General features: G+C 42.1%; 1 protein-coding gene. It reads right to left on the bottom strand.

Annotation, left to right across the window (positions count from 1 at the left end; translation table 11 throughout):
• Positions 1-261 precede the first annotated feature (261 nt).
• Positions 262-2,019 (bottom strand): NlpC/P60 family protein, encoded by a 1,758-nt coding sequence (locus ACEN33_RS12115; RefSeq protein ID WP_407089479.1) that lies wholly within the window; start codon positions 2,017-2,019, stop codon positions 262-264.
• Positions 2,020-2,345: the final 326 nt, after the last annotated feature.

The following is a 2,345-nucleotide window of genomic DNA, read 5'->3' on the forward strand; positions in this document are numbered from 1 at the left end:
TCCGGCTTCCTTCAGATTCCACCTCACGGTGGACACCCTTGCCTTTAGCTAACAGTTCCTACTGCCAAGTCTGTAGTGGACTTTCACCACCAAGTTATCGCCCATGCCGGGCGCACATAAAAAAAGAGCCAAGGTGACTGCGTCACCTGGCTCCTCGGTCCACCAACATCAAAAATTCATGAACCGAAAAATTCTCCCCCAAAAATTTATAAACAAAAAACCAGATCAGACTTTCCTGACCTGGTTGTTAAATTCTACTAATTATTTGTTTACGCGTAATGCGAAACTTGGCATGAAGTAAGAGCTAACTGAGTTATACTCTAATGGTGTTCCTGGTTGTGACGCATGGATGTAGTTACCGTTACCTGTTGCGATTGCAACGTGGTAAGTAGATCCAGGTGTTCCCCAGAAGTATAAATCTCCAGCTTGAGCTTCGCCAACACCGATTTTAGTTCCAGCGTTTTCTTGTGCTCCAGTCCATCCACCTACGTTAACTCCGTAAGTTTCTTGGAATACGTGTTGTACAAATCCTGAACAGTCAAAGCCTGAAGGTGATTTCCCACCCCATACATATGGTGTTCCTAAGTGTTGCGATGCGTTTGATAATAATGCATCAACACTTCCTTGAGCTGCTTGGGCTTCAGCTTCTGCCTCTGCTGCCGCTTGAGCTGCTGCTTCTGCCTCTAATTGAGCTTGCGCCGCCGCTTCTTCTGCTGCTGCTTGGGCTTCGGCCTCTGCTGCCGCTTGGGCTGCTGCCTCAGCTTCGGCTTGAGCTTGTGCCGCTGCTTCAGCTTCTGCCTGTGCTTGAGCTGCTGCTTGGTCATCAACTACAGGTGCTTCTTCTACAACTTCCCATGTAGGTGTATCTGCAATAACTTCTTCCTCTACTGGTTGCTCTTCAACAACTGGTGTTTCTTCAACTACCGGTACTTCTTCTACAGGTGTTTCTTCAACGATTGGCGCTTCCTCTACAGGGACTTCCACTACAGGAGTTTCTTCAACGATTGGTGCTTCCTCTACAGGGACTTCCACTACAGGTGTTTCTTCAACGATTGGTGCTTCCTCTACAGGCGCTTCTTCTGTAACAACTGGTGCTTCTTCAACTACTGGAGTTTGTTCTGCAATTGCTTGAGCTTCTTCTGCTGCTTGAGCTGCCGCTTCAGCGTTTGCTTGCGCTTGGGCTGCTGCTTCAGCTTGAGCTGCTGCATTCGCTTGTGCTTCTGCAATTGCTTGAGCTTCCGCCTCAGCTTGTGCTTGGGCTGCTGCTTCGGCTTCTGCGATTGCTTGCGCTTGAGCTGCTGCCGCTTGTTCAGCCGCGATACGTTGAGCTTCTTCGAATGCTTGACGTTCAGCAACTAATGCTTCACGGTGAGAAGCTGCTAATGAAATATCGTTTGTTAATTGGTTGTAAACTTCTTCAGATGCTGCAGTTTGTGCTGACAACTCTTCTTTTAAAGCTTCAAGTTCAACCATTTTTTCGATTTTTTGATTTTTTGTTGATTCTGTTTCAGATTTTTTGCTTTCAACATCTTCTTTATCTGAAATTTGTACATTTAATAAATCTTTGTTTGCAGATACCATTTTGTTAATAACATCTACACGACCAACAAAATCACTTACTGATTCTGATGATGCTACATAGTTTAAATAGTTAGATGATCCACCACTTACTTGAACAGCACGTGCTTGATCAGCTAATAAGCCTTCACGTTTACCGATAATATCTTCAAGTTGAGTAATTTCTTCTTCCAATTCAGCGATTAACGCATCATCTTCTGCTACTGCTTCAAGGACTGCAGTTGCCTCTGCTTGAATTGTATCAATTTCAGCATATGCTGTAGCTAATTGAGCGTATAAAGCTGTTTGTTGAGCACTTAAACCTTCAATTTGAACGTCTGCTTCATTAATCAGCGCGTCATAGTTTTGAGCTGATGCTAAAACTGGTGCTGCTACCGAACTTAATGCTAATGCAGATGTAAATAAAGTTTTGAATAAGCTCTTAGAAAAAGTTTTCTTCATTGTTTATTGCTCCTTCGTTAATACTAGTTTTGTTATATTCGTCAAATTCATATTATATTCATTAAATCTTCTTTTTTTCGACCTGAGAAGATAATAACACACCTTTGAGTTGAATAGTTGATTTTCTTTGATTCGTATACTGTTTGTAACACTACTGTAAAATTTCAGAGTTTTTGTTATTTAAGTGATTTTTCTTATCGGTGTGTTGTAAGATGAAACGCAACACTAAAAAAAGACATGAAGATTCGTTATACTTAAGTCACCACAACATAGTATAAGGAGAGAATCTTCATGTCACACACTCATTTTAACACAAAGAAATCTAA

This window comes from Ruoffia sp. FAM 24228 (assembly GCF_045528575.1).
In the GTDB taxonomy this organism is placed as follows: Bacteria; Bacillota; Bacilli; order Lactobacillales; family Aerococcaceae; genus Ruoffia; species Ruoffia halotolerans.

Bases quoted from the DNA above. Each gene is read 5' to 3' on its own strand.
- ACEN33_RS12115 (WP_407089479.1), bottom strand. From the start codon at position 2,019: ATGAAGAAAACTTTTTCTAAGAGCTTATTCAAAACTTTATTTACATCT.